Raw genomic sequence first — 26529 nt, 5'->3', positions numbered from 1 at the left:
CCGAAGACGATAAGGAGCAGACCTTGGCTTACGAACATGACAGCACCCCTAAAGATTGGCTGGAAGCCGAACTGGAAGATTCGCTGGATGAAGATTTCGAGATCGAATTCAGCGAACCAATGCTTTCGGTTGAGGTGCGTAAGATCTACAAGGATCAGCATCCTGATATGCTGGATCGCAAGGTCTATTTTCGTAACCTTTTGCGTCTGCAGGCCGAACTTATCAGGGTACAGGATTGGGTGGTTCACACCGGGGCCAAGGTTTGCATCCTGTTCGAAGGCCGCGACAGTGCTGGCAAGGGTGGGGTGATCAAACGCATAACACAGCGCTTGAACCCGCGGGTCGCGCGCGTGGTGGCGCTGCCAGCACCCAGCCGCCGCGAGCAAAGCCAGTGGTATTTTCAGCGTTATGTGCCGCATCTGCCCGCAGCGGGCGAAATCGTGTTCTTTGACCGGTCCTGGTACAACCGAGCAGGTGTTGAACGCGTGATGGGGTTTGCCAACGAAGATCAGGTTGAACAGTTTTTTCAGGACGTTCCCGAATTCGAACGGATGCTGGTGCGGTCTGGGATCATCCTGCTGAAATACTGGTTCTCGATCACAGACGAAGAACAGCAATTGCGATTCCTGATGCGCATTCACGATCCGATGAAGCAGTGGAAACTGTCACCCATGGATCTGGAGTCTCGCATCCGCTGGGAGGCATACACCAAGGCCAAAGAGGATATGTTCTTTCGCACCAACATTTCTGAGGCGCCGTGGTATATCGTTGAAGGTAATGACAAAAAGCGCGAACGGCTCAATTGTATCGAGCATCTGCTAACCAAGATCCCCTACGAGGATGTGCCTCAGGAAAAGGTCAATCTCCCGGATCGGCGCTACAACCCCGAATACGAACGGCGCATCCTGCCGGACGAACTGCACGTGCCAAAGATTTACTGATTTGGCAGGCATGTGGTGCGGGAGAGTGATCCCCCGCACCTGAACGGTTTGATTAGCCCCAATCAAATCCGCAGTTCATTTCGAAAACAAACATGCCGCACATATCGTCATTCATGTCTTCGACTGTGGTTTCAACGGTTTCAATCATGTCGTTAGCGACGTCGGTGTCGAACACAAGATCGAAATCATCCATTTCCGGGGTCGTATCGGCCTGCTGCACCTGAGACCAATCGAACTGGTCAAAATGGGCCTGCAGTGCGTTAACAAACGCTTCGATCCCGGCAAGGAAGGCCTGAACGTCAAAGCAGTCCGCGCCCGGTGCACCATTGTCAACGACAACCTCAGGTAATTCTGGCTCTTCGACCTCGGTGACGTCGGTATCCGGCACTTCAGGTTCCGGGTCTTCAACTTCAGTCACATCGGTATCAGGCGTTTCCGGCTCTTCAGTTTCGGTGACATCAGTTTCCGGTGTCTCCTCGACTGGGTCGTCGGTCTCAGTGACGTCAGTGTCCGGAGTTTCGTCCGTTGGTTCTTCGGTTTCGGTGACGTCCTCGTCCGGGGTCTCCTCAGCCGGTTCATCGGTTTCAGGAACTTCCGCCACCGGTGTTTCGTCAACTGGTTCCTCAGTCTCGGTGACGTCGGTATCCGGCACCTCAGGTTCGTTCGGAATAGTAACTTCTTCTTCCTCGGGCTCAACAACCTCTTCGGCCGGTGGGGCCACTGGCGGGGTGGTGCCGCCGTTATCAAGATCGACCTCGCCTTGTGTCGCAGCAAAGTTCTGCGTCACCATGACCGCATCGAACCCCTGCATGTCGCCTTCTTCGATCCCGATGCCGATATACTTAAAATCGGGATTCAGGATGTTGGCGCGGTGGCCAGGGCTGTTCATCAGGTTCTGGTGTAATTGCGCGACATCATCGCTGATGCCTGGTGCGCCGCGCTCGGATTGCCAGGCGATGTTCTCTCCGGTACGCCAACTGCCGGACAGCTCAAACCCTGCGGCTTGCATCCGTTGGGTTGCAGATGAGCCGCCCTGCCCGGTGTGGCTGAACCGGTCGGTGTCCAGCATCCAGGTGCTGTGATCCTCGGATGATTCGTTCAGGTTGCGTTCAAGTTCCAGGGGATTAAGACCGCGGGATGTGCGCTCTTGGTTGATCAGCGCCAGCATTTCGCGCTCAACCGTACTTGCTGTCGACATCAGTGCCTCCGTTTTTGGTTATGTCTGAGTGGACGGCCTCACTTACAGACGATCAAAGAACGCTGAACAGGGTGGGTACGGCGGTGGGCGATTTTCGGCGGCAGAATGCAACCGAGCGGCGATTCGCTGCGCTGTAAAATGCCGACGTAGGCGATTGCATCAAAATCGGCAGGTTGCCGCGAGGGTAAAGCCGGGAATGGGCGAGAACATCCGCCCAAAAACGACAAACCCCCGGGCGGGGCCTCGGGGGTCGTCAAATAGTGTCATCCAAAGCTGGACGAGTCGCGATAGGCTCTTAGAGCAAACCTTCGCGCTGTGCTTTCTTACGTGCCAGTTTACGGGCACGGCGGATCGCTTCAGCTTTCTCGCGCGCTTTTTTCTCGGACGGTTTCTCGAAATGTTGCTTCAGCTTCATTTCACGGAACACGCCTTCGCGCTGCAGCTTTTTCTTCAGGGCACGAAGCGCCTGATCGACGTTATTGTCGCGAACACTAACCTGCATGTGGTTGTCACCACCTTTCTAGATAGAGTTGCAAGGAAATTGCAGGAGGTGGCCGTATAGCAAAGCGCGCCTAACTTGTCTAGTACTGGACCCGCAGCCTCGGAGAGCCGAAATGACCGCTACCTATGAAGATACCAAAGAACAACTTCTGAACGCGATTCTCGACCAAGTGCCTTTTGACGGTTGGTCGGAAACAAGCTTTCGCGCAGCGATTTCCGATTGCGGTCTGGATGCCGGACTGGCCCGCGCCATCTGCCCGCGCGGCGCTGTCGATCTGGCACTGGCCTTCCATGCGCGCGGTGATGCGGCAATGCTGGATCGTATCAAGACTGAGGATCTAAGCGGGCTGAAGTTTCGTGACAAGATCGCCGCCGCTGTCCGCTTTCGTTTACAGGCAGTCGAAGACAAAGAGGCCGTGCGCCGGGGTGTGACTCTGTTCGCGTTGCCAATCTATGCCGCAGATGGGGCCAAGGCGGTCTGGGGCACCTGTGACCAGATCTGGACAGCGCTTGGCGATACTTCGGATGACGTGAACTGGTACACCAAACGTGCCACTCTGTCGGGCGTCTATTCTTCAACACTGTTGTATTGGTTGGGCGATGATAGTCCGGATTATCAGGCGACATGGGAATTCCTCGATCGCCGGATCGAGGGCGTGATGCAGTTCGAAAAGCTCAAGGCGCAGGTGAATGACAATCCGCTGCTGAAGCCATTTCTGGCTGTGCCCAACTGGCTTGCGGGTCAGGTGAAGGCTCCGGTGAAGATGCCAAACAACTTGCCCGGTTCGCTGTCATCGGGGAAATAGTCGCAACGTTTCCACTTGTTGCTGGGCCTCTGCGCTACTGACTGCTAGGCAAGAGGCAAAGGAGATATGCCCATGACCCAGACGATGCGCGCTGTTGAGATTACCGAAGCGGGTGGCCCGGACGTTCTGCAATTGACCGAACGCCCGATGCCGGAACCGGCGGAGGGTCAGGTGGTTCTGAAAGTAGCCTATGCCGGGGTGAACCGTCCTGATGCGCTGCAACGGGCGGGGGCGTATGATCCGCCTCCGGGTGCGAGCGATCTGCCGGGTTTGGAAGCCTCAGGAGAGGTTGTCGCGATTGGAACGGGTGTTGAGGGGCTGGCGATTGGCGATCAGGTCTGCGCTCTGCTGCCAGGCGGCGGTTACGCCGAATATGTAGCCACTCCCGCCGCGCATTGCTTGCCTGTTCCTACGGGCATGGGTTTGAAAGAAGCTGCCTGCTTGCCAGAGACCTTCTTTACCGTCTGGTCCAATGTATTTACGCGGGGTGGCTTGAAAGCGGGGGAACGTTTTCTGGTCCATGGTGGTTCAAGCGGGATTGGCACGACCGCGATCCAGTTGGCCAATGCATTTGGCGCTCGGGTTTTTGCCACGGCCGGATCGGCTGAGAAATGTGCGGCTTGTGTCGAATTGGGGGCTGAGAAGGCGATCAATTATCGCGACGAAGATTTCGTGGCCGCGATGCGCGCCGAGGGTGGCGCAAACCTAATCCTCGATATGGTGGGCGGCGATTACATCCCGCGCAACGTCAAAGCGCTGGCTGAAGATGGTCGTTTGGTTCAAATCGCATTCCTGCAAGGTCCGGTGGTCGAACTGAACTTTGCGCTGATGATGGTCAAGCGTCTGACCCTGACCGGTAGTACTCTGCGTCCGCAAAGCGATCTGGCGAAGGCACGCATTGCGCAAGACTTGCGTGAAGCCGTCTGGCCCTTGCTTGAGGCCGGGAAGGTTGCGCCTGTGATGGATTCTGAATTCGATTTGGCTGATGCCGCCGCTGCGCATGCGCGGATCGAAGGATCGGGCCACATCGGCAAGATCGTACTCAAGGTCGATGGTTAAGCTGCACAGTACGGTCAGGCGACCGCCCGGCGATACAGATGCCAAGTGGCGTGACCCAGAATGGGCATCACTACGATCAAGCCCAGCAGAATCGGTATGGCGCCCAATATCAGAAGCGTCGCCACGATCGCACCCCAAGTCAGGATCACGCCCGGGTTTTGACGCAAGACCTGAACCGAGGTCACCACGGCCACTGGAACGCCCACTTTGCGATCAAGCAATAATGGAAAGCTGACCACGCTCAGCGCCAACGCGACCAGTGCGAACAGGAAGCCGATGGCGGTGCCGATGATGATCATGCTCCAGCCAGCTCCAGTGGTGAATACCTCGGTGACAAAGGCCGTTGCCGAGGCTGGGGGCTCTGGCCCAAGTGTCTGCGCATAGATACCCTGTGCGACCATCAGCCAGATCAGCAACAGCATGACCAGATAAAAGCCCAGTGCCAGGATGGCTCCGAAGGAAGGCGAACGGAACACGCCAAACGCATCCAGCCAATGGACGTCTCCGCCTTGTTCCCGCTTGCGACTGATCTCATAAAGCCCAACGGCGGCAACAGGCCCAATCAGGGCAAAGCCCATGACGAGCGGCGCCAGCAAAGGCACCATGTCTTTGTTGAGCCCAATACCGAACATCAGAAGGCCAGCGATCGGATAGATCAGAACGATAAAGATCGCATCGGCCCGAGTTTCGAGAAAATCGTTATATCCGGCTTTCAGGCATTCGCGTAGATCTTGAAAGGTCAGCGTATGCACTGTTGGCAGGGTGCGGACATCCGCGCTGCCGATTTCGGATACTGATTCCGACACATGATCGCTGGTCGCCCGCAGATTACGGGCGACCCAGGTAATTGGGTTACCGATTGTCTTGTCCATGTTCATCCCCTTCTCTGGCGTGGGTGCGCCGCGGGATGCATCCGGTACGGCAAATTCGTGTGACCGGATCAGCCGGCAACGTCTGCCCATTTACAACGTCCACCCGCATTATAGCACATGTTGCAAAATTTTGCCCGAACACGCTTGAGGGATAACAAAGATTGCCCTGTCGAACATGCATGTTAGCTTTGTTTCAACAGGCAACGGAGGGTATCATGCAGCAAACAGCGCGCACTGTCGTCATTCACGAACACGGCGGGACGGAGGCCCTGCGGATTGAGGATCGTCCGCTTGGGGATCCGGGGCCGGGAGAAGTACGCATTCGCCACCATGCCTGCGGATTGAATTTCATTGATGTTTATCAGCGCACCGGTCTCTATCCGCTTGAATTGCCTCACGCATTAGGGATGGAGGCAGCGGGTGTGATTGAGGCTGTGGGCGAAGGTGTCACGCACCTTTCCAATGGCCAACGCGCGGCCTATGCCGCTGGCCCGTCCGGGGCTTATTGCGAAGCGCGCGTGATGCCTGCCGCACAGGTATGTCCGCTGCCCGAGAGTATCTCATTCCGCACCGCAGCGGCCATGATGCTGAAGGGCATGACGGTCGAATACCTGTTTCACCGCACAACGCCTTTGCGGCGCGGGGACACCGTTTTGTTTCACGCCGCTGCAGGCGGGGTTGGTCTGATCGCCTGCCAATGGGCCAAATCCGAAGGCATCAAACTGATCGGAACAGCGGGAACGGATGAAAAATGCAGCCTGGCGCAGTTCAATGGCGCGTCGCATTGCATCAACTACCGAACCGAGAACTTTGTCGAGCGTGTCGCCGAGATCACCGGCGGCAAAGGTGTAGATGTGGTGATGGATTCCATCGGCGCGGACACGTTTGAGGGATCGCTGGATTGCCTGAAACCCTTGGGCATGATGATTTCATTCGGAAACGCGTCGGGGCCAGTGCCACCTGTCGATCTGGGAATGTTGGCACAGCGGGGATCTTTGAAGATCACCCGCCCAACCCTGTTCACCCATATCTCGGATCACGCTACTTGTCAGGCAATGGCGCGGCGTCTGTTTGGCAAAGTGGACGGGCGCGAGGTTAAGATCCACGTCGATCAGGAGTTTCCGCTGGATCAGGTTGCCGATGCACATCGCGCGTTGGAAGCGCGTCAGACCACCGGCAGTACAATCTTGGTGCCCTAACAGGAGAGGCCCGGCAATGACTGCCGGACCCGTACATTTGTCTAGAACCGGTACGCGACACGCAACTGGAGCGTCGTGGCATCAACATCGACGCCCGAGGAATTGAAATCATCAAACTCATGATACAAAAGTTCGCCGCCTACGCTGATGTTGGGGGCAACGATCTGTTCATAGCCAGCACCAATAAACCAGCCATTGTCGCTGCCTAGATTGTTTGAGTCCGCGTCGGCATAACCTGCAGTTCCATACAGCAGACCCTGTGGGTTCGCCTTGTAACCAGCGCGTGCTTTGATGCGCCAGACCTTCTCGACTGTGGCGGCGCTGCCCAGGTCGATGTCGCTCCAGTCATAGTCAAAGCCACCGCCAACAACCCAATCACCCAGATCATAGTCATATCCAAGGATGATACCGCCAATGGCGCCATCCCCGTCTACGCCCGAGATGTTGGTATCGATATCCGCATAGCCGATCTGTGCACCGCCGTAAAAGCCGGTCCAGCTGCCCGAGGATTGTGCCATCGCTGAACCCGCCGCTAGCGTCACGACAGAGGTGAAAAGTGCAAGTTTACCCGTCATCTTCTGTTTCCTTTCGCTCGAGATCCGCTGACCGGTAATCGGCTAGCAGCCTTATGCCTGGCGCTACAAACCAGCCCAAAAGCCGGATCAGTGATGCTTTGTCTATTCCGAACCATCCTGGTGGCTAGCCGGTGTCCCCGGCGCGGGCCCATTTGAACTGGGCGCTTGTCTTTGATTCTAAATAGGTCGCGGCACGGCGCCTTCAAACGAAGATCGGCGGCAGATACGATCTGCCGCCGATATACAAAGGTCTTGTCAGCGAATTATTGCTGCAGTTCAGCCGGGTCTTTGTCGGCGATGTCTTCCCAGTTTGCGCTGGCTTGCTCAACAAAGCCCGGAATGTCGCCTTCCCAACGCTCCTGAATGTCCTGAGACAGGTTCAGGTACAGCTTGTTGTCGACGATTTTCCAGTAGTTCGGGTCACCATCGAATTTGAAGCCCATTGCGGTGCCAAACGCGCAGTAGCCACCGTAAGCGGGCAGGTATGCCTCAGGGTTGGCTTCAAAGGCGGCTTTGTTTTCTTCCGACGCGAAACGGTACAGCGCGTCGTTGTGCAGGGTGGAAATGCGGTAGTCGCCTTTGGTGGCTTCACCAACGGTGAAGTAGGCAACCGGGTCATAGCCCTGCATTGCCAATCCGGTTGAGCTTGCGTTGATTTCAACACCTGCGGCCATGGCCGAGCTTGCAATGGCAACAGACAGCGCGACTCCGCTGATTATGGATTTGAACTTGTTCATGACTTCACCTTTCGTGAATAGGCTCGCTTAAGAGCACGGTAATTTTGCCCGGGCGATCCGGATTTGATTGTCGCGACGCCGGTAATTGGTCGTCACAAAATCCCAGTTGGGGAATGGCCTGTTCACGTTCAAAGCAATCAATTGTGATTGTGCGGTCACAAAGACCTGTTGTTCATTCCTGCACGTCAGGCACGAGCGCCAGAACAAAGACAACCACTTTCTCAGCGGGCATCTCACAGGGGCGCAGCAGCGCACCGCTCTTGCGGGTGAGATAAAGGTTTAAGCTGATATAGTCCGGTCCGCCCAGTTGATAGGCCACGAGCTTGTGTGATTTCCCACCTGCCATGATCTGATGCGAAACTAAATATCTGCGCGAGCCAGCGGCCCCCGTGAATGTGCCGATGGGCAGATCATCGATCGCCTTCAGGAAAGCGCTGGACGCCGTCACGATTTTCCGATTTTTGGCTCGGTTCCTGCCTTGATACGCGCGAGGTTGGCGCTGTGCCGCCAGTAGACTAGTAAGGTCAAAGCAATCCCGAGGAAAAACGTACTGCCATCTGTCAAAACCATAATCCAAGTTGTGGACAGAGCGGCGGCGGCCAGCGCCCCAACAGATGAAATACGCCAGATCAGCACTGCAACCAGCCATGTCAAACAACAGGCGACACCCACGCGCCAGTCAAGCGCGAGCCAAAGGCCCAGAAAGGTTGCTACGCCTTTGCCGCCTTTGAAGCCCAGCCAGACCGGAAAGCAATGACCAAGAAATGCGGCAAGCGCTGCGATTTGCGCAGCGTCTTCACCGGCCAATGCGCGCGCCAACAAAACGGCAGCGGCGCCTTTGGCCGCATCAAACAGCAATGTCAGCGCCGCCGCTCCTTTGTTGCCGGTGCGCAGGACGTTGGTTGCCCCGATATTACCCGACCCGATTTGCCGCAGGTTTCCCAGACCCATCACGCGCGCGACGATCATACCAAATGGTATGGACCCAAGCAGGTATCCTAACGCGGCCCACAGGATGAGCTGAGTCATTGTGCTATCGATCAAGGGCATCAGGCTCTCCGGTACACTTCTTGTCCAGCGACATAGGTTGCGGTGACCTTACCCTGCATCCGCTGGCCGTCAAACGGTGTGTTCTGCGATTTCGATTTCAGCGTAAAGCGGTCCAGAACAAAGGGAACATCCGGGTCGAACAGGACCAGATCAGCGGGCGCGCCTTGGGACAGGCGACCACTCTCCAAGCTCAGCCGTTTGGCCGGGTTCAGGGCCATGGCGCGGAACAGGGTCGGCAAGTCCAGCTGTTCGGAATGGTATAGGCGCAGCGCAGCAGGCAGCAGCGTTTCCAGCGCCACCGCGCCCGAGGCCGCCTCTTCAAACGGCAGGCGCTTGCTTTCCTCATCCTGCGGGGTGTGCATGGAGCTGATCGTGTCTATCAGACCGGTTCGCACTGCTTCGATCACGGCTTGCCGGTCATCTTCGGATCGCAGTGGGGGCTTGATTTTGAAGAAGGTGCGATAATCGGACACGTCCAATTCGTTCAGTGTCAAATGGTGGATCGAAGTGCCTGCCGTGATGTCCAGCCCGTTGCGCTTGGCGCGTTCCAGTGCGGGCAGGGCGCGGGCCGTGGTGATCTGATCGGCGTGATAGGCGGCTCCGGTCATTTCAAGCAAGGCGATGTCACGATCCAGTCCCATCCGCTCAGCCATAGGCGATACGGCGGGCAAGCCTCGCAGAGCGGCGAACTTGCCGCTGGTGGCTGCAGCCCCAGCGCTGAGCCCCGGCTCCTGCGGATGCGCAAGGACCAGTGCGCCGCAGGATTTAGTGTAAGTCAGAGCACGAGAAAACACCTTGGTGTTGGTCACGACATGATCGCAATCGGTAAACGCCACGGCGCCTGCGTCCTGCAGGAACCCGATCTCGGTCATCTCACGCCCTTCGCGTCCTTTGGTCAGGGCGGCCATCGGCAGGACGTTGACCGGAGCGTCCGCTTGCGCGCGGCGGGTGGCAAACTCCAGCGTTTCGGGTGTGTCGACGGCAGGTAGGGTATCAGGGCGCGTGACGATCGTTGTCACACCCCCTGCGGCTGCTGCAAGACCTGCAGATTTATAGCTTTCCTTGTGCCGTTCACCGGGCTCGCACACCTTGACGCCAATGTCGACAATGCCGGGGGCAAGGCATTGCCCACCGCAATCGACCACCTGCGTGTCAGCGTCTGGGGCCGCGCCTTCACCAAGCGCCGCGATCCGACCGTCGGCAACCTTCAGCCAGCCGATGCTATCTGTGTCCGCTTCGGGGTTGATCAGGCGGGCATTGGTGAAAATCAGATTGCTCATGCCATGGCCCTTTCGATTGCGGCTTTGGTGGCGGCGGGGTCCGCCTGGTATTTGATAAGGTGTTTGTCGCCGCCTTTGGTGACGATCTGGACAAAGCTGCCAATCGTGTTGACCGCCTGAATCTGGTTCAGCGCCACCTTGCGCGAACCGGGACCGGTGAGGGTGGTGTCTGTCATTTCCCACGTGGCGACCAGTTCTTCCGAGGCCAAATACCACGCGCGGATCCCGATGGCAGCCAACCCGGCAGGCGCGCCGGTCCAGACGTAGGGATTGCCGATCAGCCATAGCACGACCATCGCGGCCGCCATTGCAAAGGCGGCGAGCCATGCATTGGTTCGGACATAAGCGCCCTTGTCCGAGGAGAATGTCACAGGATCAGCCACAAGGCACCTCCGACGGCGATCAGAATCAGCAAGGCAATGACCGCTGATCCGATGCGGCTTGATTTGGTATCCGCTGGCGGGCTTTGCGGGGCCGAGTATGGCTTTGCGCTTTCCGTCTCGATCAAGTCGCCGGTCCAGTTCGTGGCCTCTTCTGTGAACAGGCCAATCAGATGCAGGCGGGGATCGGGAAAAAGGGTTACTGATCGATCGCCGAAAGCTGCGCTGCGCAGGACCATCACCCAGCCTTCGATGGACACCAATTTCGTGCGGTCCAACTGGTCTACCGAGACACCGCAGCCTTCGCTGAGATAGCCATAAAGCCCAAGGTCTTCGAGGTCGGATACTGGAAAAATGTCGATCTGTTCGGGGTCCAGCCCTTCGACTCCAAGTGCCTGATCAACAGCCCCCGGTTCGCGCAGGAATTTCGCCTCTTCCGGGTGCATATCCAGCGAGAACAGGCGGATCACGCCGCGCTCATGGGGGGCGATGATCAGATCGTTCATGCGGCTTCTCGCACGTTACGCGCCAGCAGGTCCATGGCGGCCATGCGGACAGCAACGCCCATCTCGACCTGTTCCTGAATGACGGACCGGTTGATGTCATCGGCCAGAGTGCCGTCGATCTCGACCCCTCGGTTCATGGGGCCGGGGTGCATGACGATGGCGTCGGACTTTGCCAGCGCGAGTTTCGCGGCATCCAGCCCATAGCGGTGGTAGTATTCGCGCTCTGAGGGGATGAAACCGCCGTCCATGCGTTCTTTCTGAAGGCGCAGCATCATGACTACGTCGACGTCTTTCAGGCCTTCGTTCATGTCGTCATAGATTTCGGCCCCGAATTCGGCGAACTGAGACGGTACCAGCGTCGGCGGGCCGATCAGGCGGATACGGTTTTCCATCTTGCCCAGCAGGATCAGGTTCGACCGCGCCACGCGCGAATGCGCCACATCTCCGCAGATCGCGATGTTCAGCCGGTGCAGACGGCCCTTGGCCCGGCGGATGGTCAGCGCGTCCAGAAGGGCTTGTGTCGGGTGCTCATGCCGCCCGTCGCCCGCGTTCAGCACGGCGCAGTTTACCTTCTGCGCCAGCAGGTCCACCGCGCCGGAATGAGGATGCCTTACTACAAGCAGATCGGGATGCATCGCGTTCAACGTCATCGCCGTATCGATCAGTGTTTCACCCTTTTTGATCGAACTGGCCTGCATTGCCATGTTCATCACGTCAGCCCCCAACCGCTTGCCCGCCAGTTCAAAACTGGCCTGCGTGCGGGTTGAGTTTTCAAAGAACATGTTGATCTGTGTCAGGCCCGACAGCACGTCCGAGTGCTTAGTCGATTGCCGGTTCAGATCGACATAGGTTTCGGCCAGATCAAGGATAGCAGTGATATCGGATTGCGACAGATGCTCGATGCCAAGAAGGTGACGATGGGCGAAACGCATGGGCGGGCTCCTGTCTGACAATCGGACCGCTTATAGGAAGCCATGCAGGCCAAGGCAACCTAAGGTTCCGAGCCTTCGGGCAGTTTCTCGCATCCACCTTCGGGCAGGCATTGTTCGCCAGGTTTGCACCACTTGCCATAGCCGCAATCGATAGCCTTGATCGGCACGCAGCCCTGATGAGCCGAGCATTTAAAGCCGGGCCGGCATTGCGAACCGGTTTCCTCACACAGAAACCAGCCGGGGCGCGAGCATCCGCCGCCCGGCAAGCAGGATGAACCGGCTCCGCAGGTCCGGCCATCCGCGCAGGTTGTGGATGGAGCTGGGACCAAATCTGGTCTGCTGCGCTCGCATTCCCCGCGCCCGTTGCAGAAGCTGCCACCTGGGCAATCAAGACGCGAGGTGCACTTGTTCGCCCCCGCCGGGGCGCAACGGGTTCCTCCTGCCGCGCAACGCTCGAACGGGCCGCAGGTGCGTCCGCCTCCACAATAGGTGTGCCCGGGCGGGATACAGCGGCCATCAAAGCTGCAGCGCTGGCCTGCGGGGCAGCAACTGCGTCCGCATTGCAACTGTCCGGGGCGGCATTGAGTATTCCGGTCAAACAGCTGTGCGCTCGCCGAACCGCCAGAGGATGCCAGCAATAGAGCAATCAGAAGGAATCGCAGAAATGACAGCATGACCCCGCCATGGTCGGTGCGACCCTGTGCCATGGCAAGGTCTATTCGCTTTCCCTCGGTCAAAAGCTGGTTAGATTGAGGGTTATGGAATCGGGCTTGGACCATCATACCGCGCGGGCGCTGCTGGAATGGCAGATCGAGCTGGGCGCAACCGAGGCGATCGGCGATGCGCCGGTGGATCGCTATGCGTTGCCGGACAAAGCGTCCAAGGCGAAGAAACCCGCTGCGGTTGAAACTGCGAAAAAACCAGAACCGGTCGACGCCGCAGCAGTTGCGCAACAGGCGGCGAAAACCGCTGGATCGCTCGTCGATTTGCGTGCGGCGATGGAGGCGTTTGATCTTTGTGATCTCAAACGCGGCGCGCGGCAGTTGGTGTTTGCCGACGGCACCCCCGGCGCACGGGTAATGATCATCGGCGAAGCGCCAGGCCGTGATGAGGATCGCGAAGGCAAGCCCTTTGTCGGGCGCGCTGGGCAATTGCTGGACCGGATGCTGGCCGCGATTGGTCTGGATCGACGCGAGAATGTCTACATTACAAATGTGCTTCCGTGGCGCCCTCCGCAAAACCGCGATCCCAAGCCGGAAGAAATAGGCATGATGAAGCCGTTTCTGGAACAGCATGTGGCCTTGGCCAAACCCGAGGTGCTGGTGGTGATGGGCAATATCAGCTGTCAGGCCGTGCTGGGCAAACGCGGTATCACGCGGCTGCGAGGGAAATGGGATCAGGCGCTGAACCTGCCGGTCATCCCGATGTTTCACCCGGCCTACCTGCTGCGTCAACCGCAGATGAAGCGACAGGCCTGGGCCGATCTGCTGGATCTGCAAGCGCGGCTGAGGGGCGGGGCATGAGGGTGCTGGCGTTCTCTGACCTGCACATGGCGCGCAACCGCGCCTCCGACTTGGTGGCCGCCAGTGCCGAGGCTGATCTGGTCATTGGGGCCGGAGACTTTTGCAATGCGCGACGGGGATTGAATGAAGCGATGCAGATGCTTTCGGGCATTGCGGCTCCGCTGGTTCTGGTGCCGGGCAATGCGGAAAGCGCCGAGGAACTGACAGAAGCCGCGCCTGATGGTGTGCATGTTCTGCACGGGACAGGCATGACACTTGATGGTCTGCGCCTGTTTGGGCTGGGCTATGGCGTGCCGGTCACGCCTTTTGGCGATTGGTCCTGCGACCTGACCGAGCCTGAGGCCGCAGAACTGCTGGATCGGTGCGAGGCCACAGATATCCTGATCGTGCATTCTCCACCCAAAGGGCATGGCGATACTACCTCGCAAGGCCAATCGGTTGGCTCAGTCGCTGTTCGAGACGCAGTCGAACGGCTTCAGCCCAAATTCGTCTTTTGCGGGCATATCCATGACAGCTGGGGTTACCGAGGCACCATCGGCCGTACACAGATAGCCAATCTGGGGCCCAAAGTGCATTGGTTCGAGGTGAGTTTATGATCGACACGGTAACGCTGCTGGCTTTTATCCCGGCAGCGCTGGCGCTGAATTTCACACCCGGCGCGGATATGATGTTCTGTTTTGGTCAAGGCTTGCGCGCAGGTCCGCGCCCTGCGATTGCCGCAAGTGCCGGGGTCTCTGCAGGCGGTATGGTGCACGTTCTGATTGCCGGTCTCGGCCTTGGCGCGGCGGTCGCTACCCTGCCGTGGCTGTTCGATGTGATCCGCTGGGTCGGGGTGGGTTATCTGCTTTATCTCGCATGGGGTGCGATCAGGAATGGTGCAGTCGCCGCCGACGCACCGAACAGACCCACCCGCTACGCGTTTCGGGACGGGATGCTAGTCAACCTGACCAATCCCAAAGTCATTCTGTTCGTGCTCGCCTTCATCCCGCAATTTATCGATCCAGGTAAGGGTTCGGTATTGGCGCAGTTCCTGATCTATGGCGCAATTCTTGGTGTCGGCGGGTTTGTTGTGAATGGGCTGGTCGGCATCTTCGCTGGCGGCGCAGGTCGGATTCTAATCGGCAATCCGCGTGCCTCGCGTATTCTAGGTTGGGTGTCAGGGGGGATCTTCACCGCTTTGGCCCTCCGGCTTGCTATTATGGAAAGGGCCTGACACCGCATGTCACGCATTGACGAAAGCAAGAAGTTCATTCCCGTCCGGATCGCTGTCCTGACTGTTTCTGACACGCGGTCTCTGGACGAGGATCGCTCGGGCCAGACGTTGGTGGATCGGATCGAAAAAGCGGGCCACTCAGTGGCGGATCGCAGGATTATACAAGATGAGCGCGCTGAGATAGCAAAACAATTGCGTGCTTGGATCGCTGATCCTGAGATCGACGTTGTGATCTCGACCGGCGGCACAGGTCTGACGGGTCGCGATGTTACAGTCGAGGCACATCGGGATGTTTATGAAAAAGAGATCGAGGCGTTTGGCACCGTGTTCACCATCGTGTCTATGGAAAAGATAGGTACTTCTGCCGTGCAGTCCCGCGCCACAGGCGGTGTGGCGGGAGGAACCTATCTGTTTGCGCTGCCGGGCAGCCCGGGCGCGTGTAAAGACGCGTGGGATGCGATTTTGGAGAAACAGTTCGATTATCGCCACCGCCCCTGCAATTTCGTGGAAATAATGCCCAGATTGGACGAACATCTGCGACGGAAGTAGAATGGTCCTGCGTTTAACGCATCATAACCGCTTTGTGGCTTGGCATTTTTTGCGACCCGGCTACCTTTGCGGAAGGCAGCATGTGCGACCAAAGGTGAGTGACCGATGCGATTTCTGCGGCAAAGCCTTGTAGGTGTGTTCCTGGCGTTTCTGACGCTGGGCCTGTTGATCGTGGCTGTACAGATGATCTCGGGTGCGGTGCAGGATGTGCTGACGCGGGACAATCAGACCCCCGAGGCGCGGGAACGCATTTTCGCCGTCAGTGTCCGCGCCGCCGAACCAGAAACCGTTACGCCCTATCTGGAGGCATTTGGTCAGATCCAAAGTCGCCGTCGGCTAGAGCTGCGCGCAGCCTTGGGCGGGCGCGTTGTGTCGCTGGCGGATGACTTTGAAGACGGTGGCACCGTGACGGCTGGTGAGTTGCTGGTTGAGTTGGATCCAGCTGATATGCAGTCAGCCTTGGACCGCGCCAAATCCGATCTTCTGGATGCCCAATTTGAAGAACGAGACGCAGAACGCTCGCTGCTGCTGGCGCAGGATGAATTGAAATCAGCCGAAGCGCAGGCCGAGCTACGCGACCGGGCTCTTCAGCGTCAACAAGACCTACAGACACGAGGCGTTGGCGCGGCTGCCAGTGTTGAAGAGGCGGAACTGGCTGCAACATCTGCTCATCAGGCAGTTCTGGCGCGCAGGATTGCGTTGGCGCAGGCTGAGTCTCGGGTTGATCAGGCCACCACACTGTTTGCCCGCGCCCGCATCGCGCTGGAAGGGGCCGAGCGTGATTTGGAAGACATGACGATCCACGCCGGCTTTGACGGGACGTTGACTGAGGTCAGTTTGGTTGAAGGCCGGTTGGTCGCGGCCAATGAAAAGCTGGCTGAACTTGTGGACCCCAACGCGCTTGAGGTCGCGTTCCGGGTCTCGACCGCGCAATATGTGCGATTGTTGGACGCGCAAGGCGGCTTGATTTCCGCACCAGTCACCGTGTCGCTAGAGGTCACTGGGACCGATCTGATCGCCAAGGGCCAAATCAGCCGCGATAGCGGTGCTGCGGGTGAAGGGCAGACCGGGCGTCTGATCTATGCTCGTCTTGATGATGCGCCAGGTTTCAAACCAGGGGATTTCGTCACCGTTTCGGTTGAGGAACAACCGCTAGAGAATGTTGTGCGTCTGCCGTCCTCTGTACTGGATGCAGCGGGCAACGTGCTGGTGCTTGGTCCGGACGATCGGTTGGAGCCTTTGGCAGTACAACTGATCCGTCGTCAAGGAGATGAAGTATTGCTGCGCGGTGAAGGTCTGGAGGGTCGAGAAGTAGTGATCGGACGGACGCCTCTGTTGGGTTCGGGCGTTCGCGTCCGGCCTCTGCGGGTTGAAGCCAGCACCGAAGTTGATCCCGGCATGGTCGAACTCTCCGACGAAAAGCGGGCTCAACTTGTCGCACAGGTCGAGGCCAGCGATGGGATGTCACAGGCGGATAAGGCCCAGGTATTGGGTCAACTGAGCGAGGCAAAGGTACCTGCCGCTCTTGTACGCCGTCTTGATGACAATCGGGCCGGGGGTTAGGCGCCATGATCCGCGAAATTCCCAGCGCGGCAGGCGGTATCCTGAGTTATTTTACCAGGCATCGGACAGCGGCCAATCTGTTGCTGCTGGTCATGTTGGTGTTGGGCATCGCGGCGATCCCCAACATGCGGGCGCAGTTCTTTCCTGATGTGATCCTTGAACGCGTCGATGTGAATGTCGAATGGGAGGGCGCCGGCCCCGAGGATGTCGACAATGGCATAATCCAACTGCTCGAACCTGCGCTATTGGCTGTCGAGGGTGTGGCCAGTACCGAATCAACCTCGCGCGAAGGATCGGCACAGGTCCGGCTGGAATTTGAACCAAACTGGGATATGTCCCGCGCAGTCGAAGAGGTTCGGACGGCCGTCGACAGTGTCACCAACCTGCCCGAAGACGCCGAGGAGCCGACAATTCGGCGCGGGGCCTGGCGTGATCGTGTCACGGATGTGGTCATCACTGGCCCCATTGAGGCCGAGCAATTGGCTAAGTTCACCGATGAGCTGATCAGCCGCCTCTTTGCCGCCGGGGTCACGCGCACTACAATCCGCGGCTTGGCCGCACCGCGCGTGGTGGTCGAGGTGCCCACAGTGCAGCTGATCGCCAATGACATTTCACTCTCGGATATCGCGGCGGCCATCGCTGCCGAGGTCACGGCTAACCCTGCAGGCGATGTCTCGGGCGCCAATGCGCGCATCCGAACGGGGGTAGAAAAACGCACCCCGGAAGAAATTGAGGGCATCGCCCTGCGCAATTTTGCAGACGGCTCGAAGCTTGTTGTAGGGGATGTGGCTGAAATCAGGGTCGAGGGCGTTACGCGCAATCGCAGCTATTTCGTGGGTGAAAATCCTGCAATGTCGATCCGCGTAGATCGTTCCAATCTTGGCGACGCCATTGGCATCCAGCGCGATGTTGAGGATGTGGTGGCCCAGATGCAGGCGAGCCTGCCCGAAGGCATCACGATTGAGCTGATCCGCACACGGGCGCAAGCCATCACCGACCGTCTGGATATTCTGGTGGACAACGGTCTGTTGGGCCTGGGACTGGTGGTGTGCCTGCTCTTCCTGTTCCTCAACGCGAGGATCGCTTTTTGGGTGGCCGCCGGCATTCCGGTTGCGATGTCAGCGGCTATTGCTCTGATGTATCTGGGCGGGCTGTCACTGAACATGGTGTCTCTGTTTGGTCTCATCATCACGCTGGGCATTGTGGTCGATGACGCCATTGTGGTGGGCGAACATGCCGATTTTCGTGCTCGCCGGCTGGGCGAAGCGCCGATGGTCGCTGCTGAACGCGCAGCCCGGCGCATGGCGATGCCAGTGTTTGCCGCAACCGTCACAACCGTCATCGCATTCTTTGGACTAACCGCGATCGGTGGCCGGTTCGGAGAGTTGATCCGCGACATTCCGTTCACCGTTATTGCGGTCCTGATTGCCTCATTGATCGAGTGTTTTTTGATCCTGCCGAACCACATGGCGCATGCCATCGCACATTCAGCAAAGGAACATTGGTATGACTGGCCAAACCGGGTCGTTAATAGAGGTTTCCGCTGGGTGCGCGATCATCTGTTCCGCCCGCTGGTCGCGTGGGTGATCTGGGCGCGCTACGTTGTGGTTGCGTTGATGGTTGTCGTTCTGGCCAGCCAGATCGCTCTGTTTATCCGGGGGGACGTGAATTGGCGTTTCTTCAATGCGCCGGAACGCGGCTCGGTCACCGGCAATTTCATCATGGTTGAAGGTGCCACACGTGCGGAGACGCTTGAAATGATGCACATGGTCCAGCGGGCCACCGAAGAACTGGGCCAGATCTACGAAGAGCGTCATGGCCGCAATCCCATCGATTATGTTCTGGCAGAAGTAGGTGGATCGGCCGGATGGGGGCTGCGTGCGGCGGATGGGAAGGACAGCGATCTGCTGGGCGGTATCTCGATTGAGTTGATTGATGCCGACCTGCGCCCCTATTCCAGTTTTGAGTTTGTGGGTGAGCTACAGGACTTTGTCCCCCGCCATCCGAAGGTCGAATTGCTCAGTTTCCGCGGCTGGCGCTCGGGCCCCGGTGGCGATGCTATTGACGTGCAATTCTACGGCGCCGATGTGAACACGTTGAAATCCGCGTCCGAAGATTTGCAGGCGGCGCTGTCGAAATACACAGAGGTTTCGGCGCTTGAGGATAATCTGGCCTATGACAAGGAAGAGTTCATTCTGGATCTGACGGCACAGGGCCAGGCGCTGGGTTTCCGCATCGAAACACTTGGCCGCGTATTGCGAAACCGACTGAACGGGATCGAGGCCGCTACTTTCCCGGATGGACCGCGCAGCACCGAGATTCGGATCGAACTGCCCGAGGGCGAACTGACAGCTGATTTTTTGGAACGCACGCTGATGCGGACGCCCGATGGTGTCTACGTTCCGCTGGCCGATATTGTCTCGGTCGAGCGAAAGTCGGGGTTCTCGACGGTCCGGCGCGAAAATGGCCTGCGCGTGATCTCGGTGAACGGCGACATTTCCGAGGATGATCCGGCGCAAGCCGCCGAGATTGCTCGGGCGATGCAGGAGGAAATCCTGCCCAACATTGCCTCCGAACGTCAGGTTGAATGGCGCATGGCAGGTCTGAGCGAACAGGAGGATGAGTTCCTCTCGGAGGCGCGCACCGGGCTAATCCTGTGTCTGACCGGGATTTATCTGGTTCTGGCATGGGTCTTTGCCAGCTGGACGCGGCCTTTGGTGGTCATGGCGATCATACCCTTTGGCCTCGTGGGCGCGATTTGGGGGCATTACCTTTGGGATGTGCCGCTGAGCATGTTCACCGTTGTTGGCTTGTTGGGCATGACCGGGATCATCATCAACGACTCGATTGTGTTGGTGACTACGATCGATGGGTATCAACAGGAACGTGGGCTGGTACCGTCGATCGTTGAAGGCACCGCAGACCGGCTGCGACCGGTGATGCTGACCACCTTGACCACTGTGCTGGGCTTGACGCCTTTGATGTACGAAAGCTCGCAGCAGGCGCAGTTTTTGAAGCCAACCGTGATCACGCTGGTCTACGGGCTGGGCTTCGGGATGGTGCTGATCCTGTTGCTGGTTCCCGCGCTGCTGACGATCTTGAACGATGTCTCGCGTCCGATGACTGCGATGCGGCGCGCCCTACGAGCGCCGGATCGAGTGGTGCGCATAGCCGTTCGCGCAACAGGCGCAGCGCTGGCGGTTTGGTTAGGGGTATCAATGATCTGGCCTGCCGTTACGGGTGAACCGATGGTGCTGCTTTCAGACTTCTACCCAACCCCGGATGGGCCAATTGTGTTGCAATTGGGCTTTGGCGTCTTTGCCGCCGGAGCGACGGTGATCCTGTTGTTGGGAGTGCTGCTGTCGAACTTGTTATACGCACGATTGTCAGGTCGCGCCGAGGCTTGATCGCAAGATCGCAAGCTGCAGCAGGTCGGGTACGCGGCTACTCATGGGAAGGTAACGGGCTTTGATCTGATCGACGGGGAACCACTGCGCGTCCCGCGCGTCATCTGCAGCAACCGGCGTACCCGAAGTGTAGCGACACGCGACACCAACCAACAGATAATGCGCCCGGATCAGCCCTTCGCCGTCGCGCAGAAGCAAATCCAGATTATCGAGATACTCCATCGGTTCGGCAATCACGCTCGTCTCTTCCCGCAGCTCACGGGCGGCGGCGGCCAAAACGGTTTCACCCCATTCCACATGGCCACCGGGAAAACCCCACAACCCTGCGTCGGGTTGCTTGTTGCGCTGAACCAACAGCACCTGATTTTCATGAACAACTACGGCCAACGCGCCAATCTTAGGAGTTTGACTCATCCGATCAGCCTGCGCTGCATCCCTGTATGTCTACAGCGTGGTTTGCCCCAAGCACCGTGATCCTCACCTCAGACCGATCCAGCGCAAACGGCCCACCCGAGGCGCTGATGATCTCTGAACTTGTGATTAAGGTTTTGCCCTGACGATGTGTTTCGGGTTGCGAAGCCCAGAGCGTCGGGTTGCCCGGTTCGATTATGGCGAATTCGGACCCGCCTGCAGAGGGCATTGTGATATGCGCTTCGATCCGCATCCCCTCCGAAGTGGGCGTCAGGTGGCAGGTTGCGTTCGCCACACCAGCCTCACGCTCGGAAAACGGGCGCTGGGCAAGGGCTGCTGCGATAGCCGGATGGCGACCGGCTTTTGCATCCAGTGTGTGGTCAAAATCCAGCTTACCCGGTACACAGACGTCTTTGCAGACACCCAAATCCATCTCACCGCGCAAACGAACGGGTTTTGCAAGGTTCTTGGGTGTGATCTCAACGGGAAGTACCAGTTGATCCTCATACCCGACAGAGCGCAGCCCATTTTGATCGAACACATGCGGTGCGGGCCACGTGATCGCGATATCCGCTATGTTGCCAGAGCCTGTCCAATTGAACTGCGGCGGAATGCCCGCATCACCCGGCGCACGCCAATAGGTTTTCCAGCCTTCCTTCAGCGTCAGATGCAAAGCGCCTTGATAGGTGCCCTTGGCGGTCCGGCCACCGTCCAGAACCTCAAGCTGCACCAGGTTACCAACCCCTTGAGCAATCGCAGGCAAGCCAAAGCAAAGAGTGGCCGTCAGACCGGCTGCGGCGGATTTCGAAAACAGTTTCATTGGCAGAACATGCGCATTCTGAGCGTAAATGCCAAGTCACGTTCCGGTCACTTAGGTGAAATGCACAGAAATCCCAGCTGGTCCCTTGCCATTCCCCGGCATGCGGGTTCATTCTGGTGTCATCCGATGGCGCAAGAGAAGTTTGCTGATGGACCTTACGGGAAAACTGTTGATTGCTATGCCCGGCATGGGCGATCCACGATTCGAACATTCGGTCGTCTATATCTGCAGCCACGGCGAAGATGGCGCGATGGGTTTGATTGTCAACAAGCCTTCAGATTTGCGGATCAAGACCTTGCTGGAACAGCTCAACATCCCGTGTCGCATTCCGGTTGTCGGGGAGCGTCTGGTTCAATTCGGCGGTCCGGTCGAGATGTCGCGTGGCTTTGTGCTGCACAGCGCGGACTACGATGCGAATCTGCATTCGATGCAAATTGCGGAAGATTTCAGCATGACCGCGACGCTCGATGTGCTGGAAGATCTGGCTTCGGGCAAGGGACCGCTGAATTCGATGCTGACTCTGGGCTATTCTGGTTGGGGGCCGGATCAGCTTGAGGATGAGATTGCCATGAATGGTTGGTTGACGACCGAGGCATCGTCGAAACTTGTTTTCGATGTTCCGGATGACGAGAAATGGGAGGCCGCTTTGGCCACGCTGGGGGTTGATCCACTGACGCTCTCTGCCAGCGCAGGCCGCGCCTAATCGCGGGGGGCCGCCGCGCGGCGAAGGCGGTCGTTGATGGCTGCACCCAACCCATGCTTGGGAATCGGAGAAACAGCAATCGGTCGGCCTGTTTCATTCAGCTTGTGTAGCGCCGCGAACAAGTTGGCGGCGGCTTCGGCAAGATCGCTGCTATCTGAAAGGTTCAGATCACAGGTGACATCTCCAAAGCCCAGCAAAACTTCGGCGCCTTGTGTGGCTTGTGCGTTCAGGCGAACGGGCGCATCCGGCGCGTAGTGGGATTGCAATTGCCCCGGCGCAGTCAGCAGATCACCGGGCTGGTGATGATGCAATTCCGTTTGCAAAATATCTTCGATTCGTTCCAGCGCCACACCACCTGGCCGCAGCAGAGCAGGGGCTCCGGCCAGACCGACAATGGTGGATTCAAGCCCAACCCCGCAGGGACCATCGTCCAGAATGGCAGCGATCCGCCCCTCCAGCCCGGTTCGGACATGGGCCGCTGTGGTCGGGCTGATCTGACCAGACGGATTAGCCGAGGGGGCCGCCACTGGGCCATCAAATGAGGCCAGCAAGGTGCGTGCGGTGGGATGGGCGGGCACTCGAACGGCCAAAGTATCCAACCCCGCTGTGACGAGTGATGAAATCCCGTGATCATCCCGCAAGGGGAGAACCATTGTGAGTGGCCCGGGCCAGAAAGCCTGCGCCAGTTGCTCGGCCTGATCGGTCCATTCAACGAACCTTTTTGCTGTTTCGGTTGAGGCTACATGGGCGATCAGGGGGTTAAAGCTGGGCCGCCCCTTGGCCTCATAGATCGCGGCCACGGCCTCTCCGTTCCGTGCGTCACCGCCAAGGCCATAGACGGTCTCGGTCGGGAAGGCGACCAACAGCCCCTGCCGCAAAAGGTCGGCGGCCTTAGCGATGCCGTCGGCATCTGCTGATAAGTCTTGGGTGCCGAGAATGGTCATAGGTCGTGACGCCGCGTTTTGGTTGCTTGCAGTTCAGGTCACGGTAGGTAATCGTGCCAGCCCAGATGAATACCGGCGTGGGGCCGGGATGCCAACCCCATGCTTTGAACCTGCTAGAACCAGAGGGAAACCATGCCCTATCGTGCCCCGCTCTCAGACTATGAATTCCTGTTTCGCAACGTGATCGGTTTTGACCAGATCGCTGCGACGGAGAAATTCTCGGAAGCCAGCGATGACGTTGTGAGCGCAATTCTGACCGAAGCCGGGAAGATGTGCGAAGAGATCATGGCCCCGCTTCAGCGCCCTGGAGATCTGGAACCCGCGCGGTTGGAGAACGGCGTTTTGCGTACGCCTCCGGGTTACGCAGAAGGATGGAAAGCGATTGCCGAAGGCGGATGGATCGGGATGAGCGGCGATCCCGAATATGGTGGCATGGGCCTGCCCATGACCATGACCACCGCCGTGAATGAGATGATGAGCGCCGCCTGCCTGTCGCTGCAACTGGCCCCGCTGATGACCCAAGGCCAGATTGAGGCGCTGGAGCATCACGCAAGCGATGCGTTGAAGGCGCTCTATCTGCCGAAGATGATGGCGGGTGAATGGTCAGGCACCATGAACCTTACCGAACCACAGGCCGGATCGGATGTGGGCGCGCTGACTTCGAAGGCCGAGGATAATGGCGATGGCACATATTCGGTGACCGGCCAGAAGATCTATATCTCTTGGGGCGACAACGACTTTGCCGAGAATGTCTGCCATCTGGTTCTGGCCCGTCTGCCAGATGGTGTGCCGGGGACCAAGGGGATTTCGCTGTTTCTGGTGCCGAAATACATCCCCAATGAAAATGGCAATCCTGGCGTTGCCAACGATTTGAAAGTCGTCTCGCTGGAACACAAGATGGGCCTGCACGGGTCGCCCACCTGCGTGATGCAGTATGACGGTGCCAGAGGCTGGCTGGTTGGCAAAGAACATGGCGGGATGGCTGCGATGTTCACCATGATGAACAACGCACGTCTGGGCGTTGGTGGTGAGGGCGTCGGTGTGGCCGAAGGGGCCTATCAGCACGCGCTTGCCTATGCGTTGGAACGCAAGCAAGGCAAGACGCCCTCGGGCACGATCATCGACCACGCGGATGTACGGCGGATGCTGATGTCAATGCGCGCGGATGTATTTGCCGCGCGAGCAATCATGCTGGCCAATGCAGCTGCGATCGACATGGCGCAGGCCACGGGTGAGGCCGATTGGGCTGCACGGGCCGCTTTGCTGACGCCAATCTGCAAGGCCTTCGGGACGGAAACCGGGATGCGTGTGTCTGAGACCGGGGTGCAGGTGCATGGTGGCATGGGCTTCATCGAAGAAACCGGCGCTGCGCAATACTACCGCGATGTCCGCGTAACCGCGATCTATGAGGGCACCAATGGCATTCAAGCCATGGACCTTGTGGCGCGCAAGATGATGGATGGGGGTGAGGCGGCTTCGAACCTGCTGGATGAGATCGAGGATCAGGCCGAAAAAGCCCGCGCCACAATGCCCGAGCTTGCCGGCCCAGTGTGGGAGGCATCTGAGTCACTGCGTGAAGCCACAGAGTGGATCGTTGCGCAATCAGACATGAATAACCGCTTTGCCGGGGCGTCAGCCTATCTCAAGGCCTTTGCGCGGGTGCTGGGCGGGCATTACCACCTGTCGGCGGCTCTGGCCGATCCCGATGGACCGCGCGCAAAACTGGCGCGCTACTACATCAACGCGCTGCTGCCCGAGCATACAGGCTTGCTGGCACAGGCGCAGAACGGGGCTGATGACCTTTATGCGCTCAGCGCTGAGGAGTTGGCGGTTTGATGGATGGCGAGGGGCCTCAGGTGATGCGTTATCCGTGGGCTGAACCGCCTGCACCCGGCGAATGGGTCGAGGTTGCAGAAGGTGTTCTGTGGATCAGGCTGCCTTTGCCCATGGCGCTGGATCATGTGAATGTATATGCGCTGGATGATGGCGATGGCTGGACGATAGTCGACACCGGGCTTTCGTCGAAAAAAACACGTGCCATCTGGCAGACCCTGATGGAAGGGCCTCTGGCCGGAAAGCCAGTACACCGGGTTGTGGTCACCCATCATCACCCCGACCACGTCGGCAATGCAGGCTGGTTCCAGACCGAACACGGGGCCGAGCTTGTGACCAGCCGCACCGCTTGGTTGTTCGCCCGAATGCTGACGCTGGATGTGCAGGAGAACTGGCCGAAGGAAACGCTCGATTACTACCGCAGCGCCGGGATGGATGCGGATGTGCTGGCGGGCCGGATGGCTGAACGTCCCTTCAACTTTGCCGACACCGTCTACCCCATGCCGCTGGGCTTTACCCGTGTCAAACAAGGCGACGTGATCCGCATGGGCGGGCGCGACTGGGACGTCCACATGGGCAACGGCCACGCACCTGAACACTGTACCTTTTGGAGCCGCGACGACAATCTGGTGTTGACCGGAGATCAGATTCTCAGCTCCATTAGCTCGAATCTGGGTGTCTATGCGACTGAGCCGATGGCAGACCCGGTTGCTGATTGGCTGGAAGCCTGCGAACGCCTGAAGCCTCTGGCCCGACCCGATCATCTGGTTCTGGGCGGGCACAAGCTACCCTTCACCGGGTTGCCGATCCGGATGCGTCAACTTATCGACAACCATCACGGCGCGCTCGAACGTTTGCTAAGCGATCTAGATCAGCCCAAGACCGCAGCCGAGTGCTTTGCCCCGCTGTTCAAACGTCAGATTAAAGGCGGCGAATACGGCCTCGCGCTGGTCGAGGCGGTTGCACATGTAAACCATCTCTACCACATTGGAGCGGTCACCCGGACGCGCCGCGCGGACGGGGCGTGGGAGTATCAGCGCAAAGGGTAAAGCAATGGACAAGATCGAAACATCGGCGGAAGCCGCCGAATCCGCAGCATTACCCCGTTGCTATGAGGTACACGCCAACCCCGATGCGGCATCGGGTAACAAAGATTTGCCAAAGCCGTTGCAAAAGCCGGTTGAAACCAAGAGCCCTGCTCAATGGGCCTATGAGCGGCTGATCATGTATATCCAGAATTTCGAAAAGACGTTGGATGGCGATCACGAGGTTGCCATGGGCTTTACCGGGGGCGACGCGGGTGTCATGCGGATCGAGGGCATGGGCTACTTTGATCCCGATATCATCACCTTTTATGGCTCGGACGGCGGCGGGGCCAAAACCCAGCTGGTTCAGCATGTCAGCCAGTTGAATGTGATGCTGCGCGCATTGCCCAAGACGGTCGAAGACAAACCGGCCAATCGCATCGGATTCCGGCTGGCGGCTGATCTGGAAGACAGCTAACGCGCACCCTTGCAATTCACGCTT

The 26529-nt window shown here is 58.5% G+C and carries 28 protein-coding genes; 14 read left to right on the top strand and 14 right to left on the bottom strand.

Annotated elements, in window-relative coordinates:
- The first annotated feature begins 23 nt into the window (after nucleotides 1-23).
- Nucleotides 24-941, top strand: coding sequence for a polyphosphate kinase 2 (ppk2, locus tag ACR0IU_RS13865; protein WP_480716688.1), 918 nt, complete (start codon nucleotides 24-26; stop codon nucleotides 939-941).
- 52 nt (nucleotides 942-993) lie between these two features.
- Here ppk2 and ACR0IU_RS13860 read toward each other — a convergent pair whose 3' ends face one another.
- Together ACR0IU_RS13860 and rpsU are read right to left on the bottom strand one after the other, a co-directional pair.
- A complete protein-coding gene (locus ACR0IU_RS13860; protein WP_480716649.1) occupies nucleotides 994-2139 on the bottom strand; it encodes a CAP domain-containing protein in 1146 nt (381 codons plus the stop codon).
- 295 nt (nucleotides 2140-2434) lie between these two features.
- The gene (gene rpsU / locus ACR0IU_RS13855; RefSeq protein WP_005614280.1) at nucleotides 2435-2641 is read right to left on the bottom strand and encodes a 30S ribosomal protein S21; all 207 of its coding nucleotides are present in this window, start codon (nucleotides 2639-2641) and stop codon (nucleotides 2435-2437) included.
- 112 nt (nucleotides 2642-2753) lie between these two features.
- Between rpsU and ACR0IU_RS13850 the strand changes: the two genes are divergently transcribed.
- Nucleotides 2754-3446, top strand: coding sequence for a COQ9 family protein (locus ACR0IU_RS13850; protein WP_480716648.1), 693 nt, complete (start codon nucleotides 2754-2756; stop codon nucleotides 3444-3446).
- 72 nt (nucleotides 3447-3518) lie between these two features.
- The gene (locus ACR0IU_RS13845; protein ID WP_480716647.1) at nucleotides 3519-4505 is read left to right on the top strand and encodes an NAD(P)H-quinone oxidoreductase; all 987 of its coding nucleotides are present in this window, start codon (nucleotides 3519-3521) and stop codon (nucleotides 4503-4505) included.
- Nucleotides 4506-4519: 14 nt separating this feature from the next.
- Here the strand turns inward: ACR0IU_RS13845 and ACR0IU_RS13840 are convergent, their stop codons facing one another.
- On the bottom strand, nucleotides 4520-5377 hold the full coding sequence (locus ACR0IU_RS13840; RefSeq protein WP_480716687.1) for a DUF2189 domain-containing protein: 858 nt from the start codon (nucleotides 5375-5377) through the stop codon (nucleotides 4520-4522).
- A gap of 215 nt (nucleotides 5378-5592) precedes the next feature.
- Between ACR0IU_RS13840 and ACR0IU_RS13835 the strand changes: the two genes are divergently transcribed.
- Nucleotides 5593-6576, top strand: a complete 984-nt coding sequence (locus ACR0IU_RS13835; protein WP_480716646.1) for a quinone oxidoreductase family protein — start codon at nucleotides 5593-5595, stop codon at nucleotides 6574-6576.
- 41 nt (nucleotides 6577-6617) lie between these two features.
- Here the strand turns inward: ACR0IU_RS13835 and ACR0IU_RS13830 are convergent, their stop codons facing one another.
- The 8 genes from ACR0IU_RS13830 to ACR0IU_RS13795 all read right to left on the bottom strand — a co-directional run bounded on the left by ACR0IU_RS13830 (nucleotide 6618) and on the right by ACR0IU_RS13795 (nucleotide 12036).
- Entirely contained in the window at nucleotides 6618-7151 is a 534-nt protein-coding gene (locus ACR0IU_RS13830; RefSeq protein WP_480716645.1) for an outer membrane protein, read from the bottom strand.
- A gap of 263 nt (nucleotides 7152-7414) precedes the next feature.
- Nucleotides 7415-7888 (bottom strand): YHS domain-containing (seleno)protein, encoded by a 474-nt coding sequence (locus tag ACR0IU_RS13825; protein ID WP_010443607.1) that lies wholly within the window; start codon nucleotides 7886-7888, stop codon nucleotides 7415-7417.
- A 172-nt stretch (nucleotides 7889-8060) separates the two neighbouring features.
- On the bottom strand, nucleotides 8061-8336 hold the full coding sequence (locus ACR0IU_RS13820) for a hypothetical protein (RefSeq protein WP_480716644.1): 276 nt from the start codon (nucleotides 8334-8336) through the stop codon (nucleotides 8061-8063).
- Nucleotides 8333-8938 carry a glycerol-3-phosphate 1-O-acyltransferase PlsY gene (gene plsY / locus ACR0IU_RS13815; RefSeq protein WP_480716643.1) on the bottom strand — a complete coding sequence of 202 codons (606 nt, stop codon included), beginning with the start codon at nucleotides 8936-8938 and terminating at the stop codon, nucleotides 8333-8335. The genes ACR0IU_RS13820 and plsY overlap by 4 nt, the downstream gene beginning before the upstream one ends.
- Nucleotides 8938-10218, bottom strand: a complete 1281-nt coding sequence (pyrC, locus tag ACR0IU_RS13810) for a dihydroorotase (RefSeq protein WP_170772041.1) — start codon at nucleotides 10216-10218, stop codon at nucleotides 8938-8940. The genes plsY and pyrC overlap by 1 nt, the downstream gene beginning before the upstream one ends.
- Nucleotides 10215-10601, bottom strand: coding sequence for a hypothetical protein (locus ACR0IU_RS13805; RefSeq protein WP_480571418.1), 387 nt, complete (start codon nucleotides 10599-10601; stop codon nucleotides 10215-10217). The genes pyrC and ACR0IU_RS13805 overlap by 4 nt, the downstream gene beginning before the upstream one ends.
- Nucleotides 10586-11104, bottom strand: a complete 519-nt coding sequence (locus tag ACR0IU_RS13800) for a hypothetical protein (protein WP_480716642.1) — start codon at nucleotides 11102-11104, stop codon at nucleotides 10586-10588. Before ACR0IU_RS13800 ends, ACR0IU_RS13805 begins: the two co-directional genes overlap by 16 nt.
- A complete protein-coding gene (locus ACR0IU_RS13795; protein ID WP_010443613.1) occupies nucleotides 11101-12036 on the bottom strand; it encodes an aspartate carbamoyltransferase catalytic subunit in 936 nt (311 codons plus the stop codon). Before ACR0IU_RS13795 ends, ACR0IU_RS13800 begins: the two co-directional genes overlap by 4 nt.
- A gap of 758 nt (nucleotides 12037-12794) precedes the next feature.
- Here ACR0IU_RS13795 and ACR0IU_RS13790 point away from each other — a divergent pair.
- The 6 genes from ACR0IU_RS13790 to ACR0IU_RS13765 all read left to right on the top strand — a co-directional run bounded on the left by ACR0IU_RS13790 (nucleotide 12795) and on the right by ACR0IU_RS13765 (nucleotide 20291).
- On the top strand, nucleotides 12795-13559 hold the full coding sequence (locus ACR0IU_RS13790; protein ID WP_480716686.1) for a uracil-DNA glycosylase: 765 nt from the start codon (nucleotides 12795-12797) through the stop codon (nucleotides 13557-13559).
- Nucleotides 13556-14155, top strand: coding sequence for a metallophosphoesterase (locus ACR0IU_RS13785; RefSeq protein ID WP_170544743.1), 600 nt, complete (start codon nucleotides 13556-13558; stop codon nucleotides 14153-14155). The genes ACR0IU_RS13790 and ACR0IU_RS13785 overlap by 4 nt, the downstream gene beginning before the upstream one ends.
- Complete coding sequence (locus ACR0IU_RS13780) at nucleotides 14152-14772, top strand: LysE family translocator (protein WP_170544741.1); 621 nt, start codon at nucleotides 14152-14154, stop codon at nucleotides 14770-14772. The genes ACR0IU_RS13785 and ACR0IU_RS13780 overlap by 4 nt, the downstream gene beginning before the upstream one ends.
- 6 nt (nucleotides 14773-14778) lie before the next feature.
- On the top strand, nucleotides 14779-15321 hold the full coding sequence (gene moaB, locus ACR0IU_RS13775; protein ID WP_010443618.1) for a molybdenum cofactor biosynthesis protein B: 543 nt from the start codon (nucleotides 14779-14781) through the stop codon (nucleotides 15319-15321).
- Nucleotides 15322-15426: 105 nt separating this feature from the next.
- On the top strand, nucleotides 15427-16884 hold the full coding sequence (locus tag ACR0IU_RS13770) for an efflux RND transporter periplasmic adaptor subunit (RefSeq protein ID WP_480716641.1): 1458 nt from the start codon (nucleotides 15427-15429) through the stop codon (nucleotides 16882-16884).
- A gap of 5 nt (nucleotides 16885-16889) precedes the next feature.
- Nucleotides 16890-20291 carry an efflux RND transporter permease subunit gene (locus tag ACR0IU_RS13765; protein WP_480716640.1) on the top strand — a complete coding sequence of 1134 codons (3402 nt, stop codon included), beginning with the start codon at nucleotides 16890-16892 and terminating at the stop codon, nucleotides 20289-20291.
- Here ACR0IU_RS13765 and ACR0IU_RS13760 read toward each other — a convergent pair.
- Together ACR0IU_RS13760 and ACR0IU_RS13755 are read right to left on the bottom strand one after the other, a co-directional pair.
- Nucleotides 20271-20705 carry an NUDIX hydrolase gene (locus ACR0IU_RS13760; RefSeq protein WP_480716639.1) on the bottom strand — a complete coding sequence of 145 codons (435 nt, stop codon included), beginning with the start codon at nucleotides 20703-20705 and terminating at the stop codon, nucleotides 20271-20273. The two genes, ACR0IU_RS13765 and ACR0IU_RS13760, sit on opposite strands and share 21 nt — an antisense overlap.
- A 4-nt stretch (nucleotides 20706-20709) precedes the next feature.
- The gene (locus ACR0IU_RS13755) at nucleotides 20710-21522 is read right to left on the bottom strand and encodes a protein-disulfide reductase DsbD domain-containing protein (RefSeq protein WP_480716638.1); all 813 of its coding nucleotides are present in this window, start codon (nucleotides 21520-21522) and stop codon (nucleotides 20710-20712) included.
- Nucleotides 21523-21670: 148 nt separating this feature from the next.
- Here ACR0IU_RS13755 and ACR0IU_RS13750 point away from each other — a divergent pair, with 148 nt between their 5' ends.
- Nucleotides 21671-22225 carry a YqgE/AlgH family protein gene (locus ACR0IU_RS13750; protein WP_170474645.1) on the top strand — a complete coding sequence of 185 codons (555 nt, stop codon included), beginning with the start codon at nucleotides 21671-21673 and terminating at the stop codon, nucleotides 22223-22225.
- Here ACR0IU_RS13750 and ACR0IU_RS13745 read toward each other — a convergent pair.
- Entirely contained in the window at nucleotides 22222-23169 is a 948-nt protein-coding gene (locus ACR0IU_RS13745; RefSeq protein WP_480716637.1) for an L-threonylcarbamoyladenylate synthase, read from the bottom strand. The genes ACR0IU_RS13750 and ACR0IU_RS13745 overlap by 4 nt on opposite strands.
- 132 nt (nucleotides 23170-23301) lie before the next feature.
- On the opposite strand from ACR0IU_RS13745, the gene ACR0IU_RS13740 reads away from it, so the two are divergent.
- The 3 genes from ACR0IU_RS13740 to ACR0IU_RS13730 are packed head-to-tail and all read left to right on the top strand — an operon-like array spanning nucleotide 23302 to nucleotide 26505.
- A complete protein-coding gene (locus tag ACR0IU_RS13740; protein ID WP_480716636.1) occupies nucleotides 23302-25005 on the top strand; it encodes an acyl-CoA dehydrogenase family protein in 1704 nt (567 codons plus the stop codon).
- The gene (locus ACR0IU_RS13735) at nucleotides 25005-26051 is read left to right on the top strand and encodes an MBL fold metallo-hydrolase (RefSeq protein WP_480716685.1); all 1047 of its coding nucleotides are present in this window, start codon (nucleotides 25005-25007) and stop codon (nucleotides 26049-26051) included. Before ACR0IU_RS13740 ends, ACR0IU_RS13735 begins: the two co-directional genes overlap by 1 nt.
- A gap of 4 nt (nucleotides 26052-26055) precedes the next feature.
- Complete coding sequence (locus tag ACR0IU_RS13730) at nucleotides 26056-26505, top strand: DUF6173 family protein (protein ID WP_170544721.1); 450 nt, start codon at nucleotides 26056-26058, stop codon at nucleotides 26503-26505.
- Nucleotides 26506-26529: the final 24 nt, after the last annotated feature.

Source organism: Ruegeria sp. CL5, assembly GCF_056536485.1.
This window is presented reverse-complemented; position numbering and strand designations above follow the sequence as displayed.

Excerpts from the sequence above, each read along its gene's own strand:
- ACR0IU_RS13750 (WP_170474645.1), top strand. The coding sequence starts at position 21,671 with ATGGACCTTACGGGAAAACTGTTGATTGCTATGCCCGGCATGGGCGAT.
- ACR0IU_RS13845 (WP_480716647.1), top strand. The coding sequence starts at position 3,519 with ATGACCCAGACGATGCGCGCTGTTGAGATTACCGAAGCGGGTGGCCCG.
- ACR0IU_RS13730 (WP_170544721.1), top strand. The coding sequence starts at position 26,056 with ATGGACAAGATCGAAACATCGGCGGAAGCCGCCGAATCCGCAGCATTA.
- ACR0IU_RS13735 (WP_480716685.1), top strand. The coding sequence starts at position 25,005 with ATGGATGGCGAGGGGCCTCAGGTGATGCGTTATCCGTGGGCTGAACCG.
- ACR0IU_RS13825 (WP_010443607.1), bottom strand. The coding sequence starts at position 7,888 with ATGAACAAGTTCAAATCCATAATCAGCGGAGTCGCGCTGTCTGTTGCC.
- ACR0IU_RS13830 (WP_480716645.1), bottom strand. The coding sequence starts at position 7,151 with ATGACGGGTAAACTTGCACTTTTCACCTCTGTCGTGACGCTAGCGGCG.
- ACR0IU_RS13840 (WP_480716687.1), bottom strand. The coding sequence starts at position 5,377 with ATGGACAAGACAATCGGTAACCCAATTACCTGGGTCGCCCGTAATCTG.
- ACR0IU_RS13755 (WP_480716638.1), bottom strand. The coding sequence starts at position 21,522 with ATGAAACTGTTTTCGAAATCCGCCGCAGCCGGTCTGACGGCCACTCTT.
- ACR0IU_RS13740 (WP_480716636.1), top strand. The coding sequence starts at position 23,302 with ATGCCCTATCGTGCCCCGCTCTCAGACTATGAATTCCTGTTTCGCAAC.
- ACR0IU_RS13800 (WP_480716642.1), bottom strand. The coding sequence starts at position 11,104 with ATGAACGATCTGATCATCGCCCCCCATGAGCGCGGCGTGATCCGCCTG.
- pyrC (WP_170772041.1), bottom strand. The coding sequence starts at position 10,218 with ATGAGCAATCTGATTTTCACCAATGCCCGCCTGATCAACCCCGAAGCG.
- ACR0IU_RS13785 (WP_170544743.1), top strand. The coding sequence starts at position 13,556 with ATGAGGGTGCTGGCGTTCTCTGACCTGCACATGGCGCGCAACCGCGCC.
- ACR0IU_RS13790 (WP_480716686.1), top strand. The coding sequence starts at position 12,795 with ATGGAATCGGGCTTGGACCATCATACCGCGCGGGCGCTGCTGGAATGG.
- ACR0IU_RS13745 (WP_480716637.1), bottom strand. The coding sequence starts at position 23,169 with ATGACCATTCTCGGCACCCAAGACTTATCAGCAGATGCCGACGGCATC.
- ACR0IU_RS13765 (WP_480716640.1), top strand. The coding sequence starts at position 16,890 with ATGATCCGCGAAATTCCCAGCGCGGCAGGCGGTATCCTGAGTTATTTT.
- ACR0IU_RS13860 (WP_480716649.1), bottom strand. The coding sequence starts at position 2,139 with ATGTCGACAGCAAGTACGGTTGAGCGCGAAATGCTGGCGCTGATCAAC.
- ACR0IU_RS13835 (WP_480716646.1), top strand. The coding sequence starts at position 5,593 with ATGCAGCAAACAGCGCGCACTGTCGTCATTCACGAACACGGCGGGACG.
- moaB (WP_010443618.1), top strand. The coding sequence starts at position 14,779 with ATGTCACGCATTGACGAAAGCAAGAAGTTCATTCCCGTCCGGATCGCT.
- ACR0IU_RS13770 (WP_480716641.1), top strand. The coding sequence starts at position 15,427 with ATGCGATTTCTGCGGCAAAGCCTTGTAGGTGTGTTCCTGGCGTTTCTG.
- ACR0IU_RS13780 (WP_170544741.1), top strand. The coding sequence starts at position 14,152 with ATGATCGACACGGTAACGCTGCTGGCTTTTATCCCGGCAGCGCTGGCG.
- ACR0IU_RS13850 (WP_480716648.1), top strand. The coding sequence starts at position 2,754 with ATGACCGCTACCTATGAAGATACCAAAGAACAACTTCTGAACGCGATT.
- rpsU (WP_005614280.1), bottom strand. The coding sequence starts at position 2,641 with ATGCAGGTTAGTGTTCGCGACAATAACGTCGATCAGGCGCTTCGTGCC.
- ACR0IU_RS13795 (WP_010443613.1), bottom strand. The coding sequence starts at position 12,036 with ATGCGTTTCGCCCATCGTCACCTTCTTGGCATCGAGCATCTGTCGCAA.
- ACR0IU_RS13760 (WP_480716639.1), bottom strand. The coding sequence starts at position 20,705 with ATGAGTCAAACTCCTAAGATTGGCGCGTTGGCCGTAGTTGTTCATGAA.
- plsY (WP_480716643.1), bottom strand. The coding sequence starts at position 8,938 with ATGCCCTTGATCGATAGCACAATGACTCAGCTCATCCTGTGGGCCGCG.